The organism is Sulfitobacter sp. AS59 (assembly GCF_038899995.1).
Lineage (GTDB): Bacteria > Pseudomonadota > Alphaproteobacteria > Rhodobacterales > Rhodobacteraceae > Sulfitobacter.
Window position 1 is genome coordinate 1 of the sequence record NZ_JBBMQK010000019.1, and the last position, 7787, is coordinate 7787.

General features: G+C 46.6%; 5 protein-coding genes and 3 pseudogenes. 2 read left to right on the forward strand and 6 right to left on the reverse strand.

The window, feature by feature from the left end:
• Window positions 1-135 precede the first annotated feature (135 nt).
• The 5 genes and pseudogenes from WNY39_RS17785 to WNY39_RS17805 all read right to left on the reverse strand — a co-directional run.
• Window positions 136-622 (reverse strand): annotated as a pseudogene (locus tag WNY39_RS17785) (IS3 family transposase); the annotation flags it as partial.
• Window positions 623-848: 226 nt separating this feature from the next.
• The gene (locus WNY39_RS17790; RefSeq protein WP_342847712.1) at window positions 849-1217 is read right to left on the reverse strand and encodes a hypothetical protein; all 369 of its coding nucleotides are present in this window, start codon (window positions 1215-1217) and stop codon (window positions 849-851) included.
• A gap of 528 nt (window positions 1218-1745) precedes the next feature.
• Window positions 1746-2015 (reverse strand): annotated as a pseudogene (locus WNY39_RS17795) (hypothetical protein); the annotation flags it as partial.
• Window positions 2016-2192: 177 nt separating this feature from the next.
• On the reverse strand, window positions 2193-3341 hold the full coding sequence (locus WNY39_RS17800) for a glycosyltransferase (protein WP_342847714.1): 1149 nt from the start codon (window positions 3339-3341) through the stop codon (window positions 2193-2195).
• A gap of 511 nt (window positions 3342-3852) precedes the next feature.
• Entirely contained in the window at window positions 3853-4785 is a 933-nt protein-coding gene (locus WNY39_RS17805) for a polysaccharide pyruvyl transferase family protein (protein WP_342847716.1), read from the reverse strand.
• 343 nt (window positions 4786-5128) lie between these two features.
• Here WNY39_RS17805 and WNY39_RS17810 point away from each other — a divergent pair, with 343 nt between their 5' ends.
• Window positions 5129-5392: a hypothetical protein gene (locus tag WNY39_RS17810; protein WP_342847718.1), complete on the forward strand. Its 264-nt coding sequence runs from the start codon at window positions 5129-5131 to the stop codon at window positions 5390-5392.
• A 31-nt stretch (window positions 5393-5423) separates the two neighbouring features.
• Here WNY39_RS17810 and WNY39_RS17815 read toward each other — a convergent pair whose 3' ends face one another.
• Window positions 5424-6422: a hypothetical protein gene (locus WNY39_RS17815; RefSeq protein ID WP_342847720.1), complete on the reverse strand. Its 999-nt coding sequence runs from the start codon at window positions 6420-6422 to the stop codon at window positions 5424-5426.
• A gap of 907 nt (window positions 6423-7329) precedes the next feature.
• Here WNY39_RS17815 and WNY39_RS17820 point away from each other — a divergent pair.
• Window positions 7330-7470: pseudogene (locus WNY39_RS17820) on the forward strand (transposase); the annotation flags it as partial.
• Window positions 7471-7787: the final 317 nt, after the last annotated feature.

A 7787-nucleotide genomic window follows, 5' to 3' on the forward strand; every position in this document is an offset into this window, starting at 1 on the left:
ATCTCCTTCGTGTTGAAGATCAGCAAACTACAAATCGCAGCTTACGTCAGTGTCCGATTTTCGGGGGGTAGCTCAGTCTGTGTTTTGGGGAGGGCAGTGGCTTGCCCGGATAAGCCAGATCGCGCTTCTACCAATTGTTACTGCCCACCCCATTACGCGTAGGGAATGCATGCCCTGCACCACAGACAGATATAGCCAGCCTTCTCGCTTCCAAACATAGCTGTCCAATCCGTTTCTGGTTGGGTTGATCTGCTGAGAAGTTACGCTCCAGAGAATTTGGCGCGATATTGAACAAATGATCGCTGTCAGTGGTGACCTTTTGCTTACGGGTTCGCCCAGCGGATGTATCGTTCTGGTGCTTCAGTCGGCCAACTCGACGATGGCCAACATCCAGCCGATCTCCTTGAGTTCTCGGTTATGCGCGGCCGGCCGTAGCTGCCAAGGCTGAGACCTAATTTTTCTTCGATGTGTGCAGCTTGACCAGATCAGACCGTTGCCTGCGACTGGCCGTGCGGTTGCGGAACGCACGTGAGCTACGAGAGCTGTTGCCAAAGGCACTACCTAAATGGTTGGCTGAAAAGTGGCCCCTGTATTCCTAGACGAACCTAAGTTTCATTACTTTAAGCCTGCAAAAAATGAGCTGCGATGAGTTCAACCGGTCAGAGCAAGGGCTGCATCCCGTTTATCAGACGGCGTTGCATATCCAAGCGTTTTCATGGGCGGGAAGTTAGCTTGAGCGCCACGTGGTCGAGGCCTCTACAAAAAGATGATAAATCGGTACCCTTTTGGAAATACTACCGTAGAAGGTTGTTGTTATTGCGTTGCCACGAGCTCTGACGACCGTAAAATTAGACCGAGATATCCGATATGAAGCTGAACCTGTTATTATATGCCAGTTCAGTGCCGTGATCCAAAGTCGGAGACGCTACGACGCTTTTGGGAAGTTGGCCGACCCGCCGGATGAGCCCGCCCAACGCGGTGTGGCTATCATTTCCACCCACTTGAAACAGCATGACAAAGTGGGAAGCCGTTTCCAGCAATGTGGCGATATGGTTATATATGGCACCGTTTAGCAGATTACCTTCCGAATGCCTTGGTGCAGCGCTCCTCAATCTCGGCGGATTTAAAACAGCATCAATAATCAGGCCGTGGGTTTGCCCCGCGGTGCTGGCCGTGTTGCCGAGGCGCATTACCCGGCGACTGAGCAAATGGGCCATCAGCTTTTTTTTAGCACACCGCGTGCTTGGATAAACAGACTTTTGTAAATCGCCTCGTGAATGACATGCATATCTTTGCCTTCATCATACGTGATCTTGAACCAACCGATCATTCGCGGAAGTGACTATTGCTCCTGCAACGTCTCAGCAACGACGGCCCGCAACATAGGGTGCGTCGAGAGAAAGCACGGCTTGGGTCGCAGTTCAGGCTGAAGCGATCTCGCTGCGGCTTTGATCGAACGGTAATTGCCCCGTCCACCATTGCGACTGACTTCTCGGCTGACCGCGGACGCCGAACGTTCAAGATCACAGGCAATGCGGTGCGGTGAATGGCGGGCACACAAGCCCACGTGAGCTTTCTTCGCGTTCAGGCAGCGGCAAAAGTGCATCGGGCCGCCGCCGCCGTCTGGTGGCCGACGCGATACCACCTTTGGCGACGACAACAGCAGGGACCGAGGCTGCGCGCTTGCAAAGGGCGCGACCAATATCGCTGAGCGACTCTCCATTCCTCCAGCGCGTCCAGAGTCCCCTCTCCTTCTCGAAAAGCTGGACCCCACGCCGAAGCCGGCCATTCTCTTGAGTGATGCTCAAATTTTCATTTTTGTAACCACGTCCGTGTCTCGATGGGCGGTGATCCATTTGTTCAGCGTCAGCGTGCCCACGTCCGCCCTCTCGAGACATTGCGACGTAATGGCCTGCCGGCAATAGGTCACTAGCCACCTGATTACGCGTCAGTCCACTAGTCAATGCAATCCGCACCGCATCTTGGCCGAACTCGTCCGTCCGTTTAAGTCCCATAGTTAGTCTCCTTTGCGGCAGAAAATGCGATCAAAGGTGCGGCATCATACCGCAACAGGTCCAGTTAACTCCGACGCCCCTAAATTGCCCATTTTTCCTAATATCGCTTCCGATATATGGCCAAGAAAATTTCAGTGTTGAATTTCTATTTTCAGTGAGGCCAAAGATTTGGTCGATTCACTTGTTCTTCATATCTACACGAATTAAGTCAGCATACAGCTCTATATAGGCTGAACCTATTGAGAGTGGCGATAAGTCATCCTTTGCAGCACGCAAAGCTGCGGTCGAATAGGTAGCATATCGGCCTTCGATATCCGAAATGTATGACTGAAATTGATCAATATTTTTCTTACTTGGGTTTTCGAAATCGAGAAGCCCGCCCGTTTCAGGTGTGATGTAACTGTCCATCCCTGTTCCAGATTGGGCAAGCACAGGTATTCCAAAAGAAAGAGCTTCGGTCACCACGTTAGGGGAATTATCCAATATTGACGGGCAAAGAAGTATATCAAAACTTGAAAATACTTCTTGCATTTGATGTTTAGAAAACCTGCCCGACGGAATCCATTTAATCCCTGGAATACTTGGAAGTTTGGGCTTTGTCGGGTTGCCGAACAAATAAACCTCTATATTAATATTTCTACTGGAGCTGATATATAGCTCTGATAGATATGGAAAAATATTTTTTAGGCCTTTGCGGGGATCTTCGATAGAGCCGGCGATAAAACCAAACCTCAGTGTCGGGCCAAGCCTCTCTCTAGGCTCTCTATTTAATGGGGTGCTAACCGCATTCCGGATTACCCTTATCTGGTCTCGCTCTATTCCGCCAGCAATTAATCGCTCAGCTAGCCAATCAGAGGGTGAGACGAGAATATCGGGCTTAGACTGCCCAGTGTAGATTAGCGATCGCAGAAGGTAATCTGCTAGGTCACCTACCTTAGGGGGGCTAACAGCATAATGGTGCGAACCATGATATGGCCAAAAGTCACTCAATCTGTGAACTACCGGACAAGGTGTATTGTCAATTTGTGAGAAGTTGATTGTATTTGCTGAAACGTCGCATAACTGTATTATATCCGGCTTGACGGTTTTGGATAGGGACGCCAAATCTACTGATGGAGGTCCTAGCTTAAGGCAGTGTGTCTCAGCACCATGTGCTAGACGTTCATAAACTCGTTCGAAAAAGCGTAAAAACGACTTCGGAGTACCAGGTCGAGGATCTACACAAATTACCTCTGCACCTGCAACTTGAAGTGCATGCGCCAGATTTGACGCTCCTGATGCCGATCCCCCTTTGGAAAAGCTTTTTGATATAACTAGCACTTTCATCTTGACACCTTGATGGCGCTGTAGCTTCTAAAGCGAAGGCACCTAAATATGGAAATAGAAAAGTATAGGATGGCGAAGACATAAAATAACTTCATTGACGTGCGCAAATTGTATTTATGCATAAATAGAAAAGGGAATGAGTGGGCTAGCATAAAAGCTGGCGTGAACGATCGAATCGCAGCGAGAAAATTTTATGTCACTCATCGATCTGTAAAAGAAGGATGAAATTATAATACAGATAGTATAAATCGAAGGACCTAGAAAACCAATTGCATTACCAAAGCCAGTATGTGGAATATTTTTTCTGAAACGGATATTTGCATCGTACCTGGTTGGCAGATCGAACGGCGCACAGGGCATCGGTACTATGGAATAGTAAAACCATCGAGCGTCAATTTTAAAAGACTCCAATAGAGTAAATGGTAATGTAGAAATAATAACAACATCTTCCTTGTGGTGAGTGTTGCCGAAAATAAATAACTCCATTCCCAAATATGAACCAAGCATGATTTCACCTATATCTCAAAATAAAACTTACTTGATCCAGATACTTCGACCAAAGATCACTTTGAAAATATTGAGGGTTTACTTTAAAGTCCTCGAGGTCGAAATCTTTAAAGAAATCCATGGTTTTCGGGCGAGACCCAATTGGATGAAACGGCACTCCAAAAGACAAAGCGATTATTCCCGGGTGAAGCTTCGACGAGTAAATTACCTCTGAGGCTGCAATAACAGATAGGGCAGATCTAATGTTGTCAGCTCTATAATTTTTGACTCCTGGTAGCGAGAGTTCGCCGCCGCTTGCGCTTTTGGAAGCATGAGCTTGGAATAATGCGATCTGCGAGCCCCGGGTGCGCAGTAAGATTTTCAGGAAGCTTGTAAATGAACGACGTGAGAAATTCAGCAGCGCACCTAATCTCGGGGTGTTCTCATCTGGAACTTCCCACCCCATTATTTCATGGCAAAAATGGGCTGTACACAAAACAATGTCAGGTAAGAATGTCAAGTTCGACGGCCCAAGATTCAAGTTTTTACGGAGACGTACAGTTGATCCTCGAAAGCCTTTAGAAGAAATAATTCTCTGGCGATTTGGGCTCGCCTGATCAATTTGATCGATACCGTCTCCACCAAGGGACAGACCATAGATTGGTACTGGATTGCCGTCTAAATAATCCGCAAGTTTGAGAACTTTATCCTCTATAACGGACTTTGACGAACTTCTCTTCTTAAAGAATGCTCCCCCGCCAAGAAAAATGATATCCATTTTGGCGTTAAACGGATCATCTGAAATTTCATACCCGTACTTGGAAAGTTCTATGTTCTGGCTGCAAATTACTGGTGTTGCCCCTGATTGTTTGACTAGTTCGGCAAACATTAGCGCCATCAAATCATCACCCAAGTTTCCCTGGTCATAGAATCCCCAAATTAATACGCGTTTCTTCATCTTATTTTCCTTGTGCAAGCGAAAGCATATGCTTTCTTCGCTATCCTTCGCGCCAATTTTGAAGACATTGACAGACTGTTGAGGTTTAATGCGACCGAAGGCTTGTTTTTCCAGTTCGTTCTCTTTCGAAGCAGTTTGTCGATATCTTCATCGGCTACTTCCAAGGGAGATATCTTCATTTGAGCGCCGATATCCTCCAGCGCTTGCCTCATTAAGGCTCTGGTTGTTGCTTCCTCGAAGCTGAGCATCTTGGTAGCAAGTAATGATGACATCACTGTTATCACAGCGTAGTCAAGATAAAGAAGCGCTGTTGCCCCACCCTTTTTCGTAACTAGGGAGGCTATTGCGTCGTCTGGTTGGCGGAGAAGCGCAACGGATGGTACCCGCCATATTCGAGCAAATAGAAATTGCTGCCATGAGTGAATATGGTGACCAATTTTCGCGTTTGGAAAAGACAGTTGAATTAAATAATATGAGTATGTGTTTGCAGATCTGGGGAATCCATCAATTACAAGGTCAAAATCTCGACGGACAAATTTTGGAGAATAGCGCTCGTCAAAATCATCTCTTAGGAGGTATCTCAAGTCAGCGCCGGGAATTAAACTGAAGCAAAAACGAAAAAACATCATATATACTCACTAACCTCTTGTATTTATCGATTTCACAATAACTAACAGTTGAACTGCATAATGTATCGAAGTAACTATGGTATATGCCCAAAGTGTTTTTAATACGTCGAATTCCAGCATTGAGCAAGATAAGTATACCATTATGATTAGCGTGAGTCTTTGAATATACAAAAAAAGCACTTGGCGGTGTAGAGCCATTACATCCAGTGTACGTAGAAGTGAGGATGACACTAGCTGAGGGGCGATCATGAACGCTAGTATAGAGGCCATCTTTCCGGCTGTGCGCCATTCTTGACCGAGCAACATTGTTAAGATATCTTCACCATATAGTATTAAAACTGCGGAAGGGATTAGGCTAATAGCGAAAAGCTGAGTCATTGTTGTAAATAGCAAGCTCTTTATGTTGGATTTATTAGATAGCGCTATGTGAGATATTTCCCCAAAGTATGCTCTACTAACTGCTTGTCCAATCAATAGGAAGGGTGCGGATACAGCCATTATAGCTACGCTAAGCTGACCGGTCGCCGCAATGCCGAAGAAGGCTGAGGTAAAAAAAATGGGCGCTTGCGTCGAGAATACGAGCATGAATTGCCCGACTAAACGAAACTTTGGAAATCCAATATAACGCATTGCAATCGTTTTGGTGCGGGTTAACGTAATCCGTCCAGATAATTCCTTGAAGTCTCGGTAATATAGAATCAGAAAACGAGATATACCACCGCTATAACCTAATGTTTGCCCGATCATCAGGCCTAGTGGCTGTGGTGAGAATAGTCCGAGTGAGATCTTTATGAATTCACTGATCATAGACTGTATGATTTGTGCTCTGGCAATGATACCGTAAGTTCTGTTCCTTGTGCTCCACAGTATCAAAACTTCGTAGAGCGCGCCTGCAGCGCCACCAATTATGAGTAACCACCACCAACGTGCAATTCCTTCCGCCCCGACAGCAGTAAATATTGGAGTGGAGAGCCAGAACAAAGCTAATCCAAGCACTATGCTGGACATCAGTACTATCATGCATGATAGTGAAACTAAGCAGAACGCACCGAGGCGGCTCCTTGGTAGGGGTATGGCAGTCGAATATCGAAATGTCATTAGTGGGATGATCAAGAGCATAGATGATGCAAAGATAGAAAGTAGGCCAAAATCCTCAACTGTGTAGATACGCGAAAGGATGGGAATTGAGCAAATGCCGATTAGCCGAGCAAGGCCGCTCCCGGCTGCAAGCTTCAACATGCCGCTACGTAAATTCGAGGGGCTGAACGATTTCGATAGCGCGTCGGCTAACGAGGAAAATTGAGTCAATAGCGTCATATAGGAAGCTTTTTACTGCAAAGAGTATGTGAGCAGTTTTTTGATTTCAATGGTTTGTACCACTTCTAAGGTTTAATAAAGTTATCGTGCAGTGTTCGCGTCAATCGGTGCACTGATATATTTACTTGGAGCGTATCACTTCTTTGCCACTTAGCATCCCTTAGACGGCACTTAAATGACGAATGTTCGGGCACTTAAAACATAACGTATTTCACTGTGGTTACAAAGAATAAGCCTAGCAGAATGGACGCTCCACCTAGGCGTTCGGTCCCAGTGTCTAGCCTGTCGTACCAGTGATGAAGCGATTTGCCTCTGAAGTCCAGATTTTCTAGCTGCATTTGCAGAGCGCGCGGATGCAAGACCCTCAGCTTTCTCGCGAGGCGCACTGAATAGGTACTAGTTTTCCCGCTAGCTCAGCAGCTTATCTAAGTAGAATAAAGCCTATGTGTGGTGTCGACAATATTGTTGCTCTAAATTCTTCCTGTCATGGCAAGCGGCAAAGAGGTTCTGCTCTGCGCCCTGCAAACTGGAGCATTTTGAGTTAGAGTTTCCGACTGCTACTTTCCTGGCCGGGAGAAGGAGTGGAAGCGATGAAAACATCCGAATCACGGACGCGCAGAAGGCGTTTATTGTAAAGCTCGGCAACGAACGCATGACGGTGGCCGAGATTTTCCGTAAAGCGGGTATTAGTCCCGCGACATACTTCAACTGGAAGAAAAAGTACGAAGGCCTGATGCCGTTATGAACGAGGCAAACACTGGATTGGTGATCTTACTAGGCTCCAAGGGTTTCGTTTCGGCATCTCGCAAAGCATAAATGCGACGTACTCTCAAACCTTGGGCGGTCTTCCCATAGGTCGAATTCACGAGCTCTTTCCAGAACAAGTTATCCAATGATTTCTTGGGATGCTTGGAGCGTTCCGCGATGCAGTTTCTAGCAAACCCAGAGAATGGACGAATTGCGGGGGAATATTCTATACTGAATAGCCCCTAGTTCCCTAGACACCTTCTTGGTTGATACTGTGCTGTCTGTTTTCGAAGTCGACGGGCGACGGCA

Bases quoted from the DNA above. Each gene is read 5' to 3' on its own strand.
- WNY39_RS17790 (WP_342847712.1), bottom strand. From the start codon at position 1,217: ATGGCCCATTTGCTCAGTCGCCGGGTAATGCGCCTCGGCAACACGGCC.
- WNY39_RS17800 (WP_342847714.1), bottom strand. From the start codon at position 3,341: ATGAAAGTGCTAGTTATATCAAAAAGCTTTTCCAAAGGGGGATCGGCA.
- WNY39_RS17805 (WP_342847716.1), bottom strand. From the start codon at position 4,785: ATGAAGAAACGCGTATTAATTTGGGGATTCTATGACCAGGGAAACTTG.
- WNY39_RS17815 (WP_342847720.1), bottom strand. From the start codon at position 6,422: ATGTCCAGCATAGTGCTTGGATTAGCTTTGTTCTGGCTCTCCACTCCA.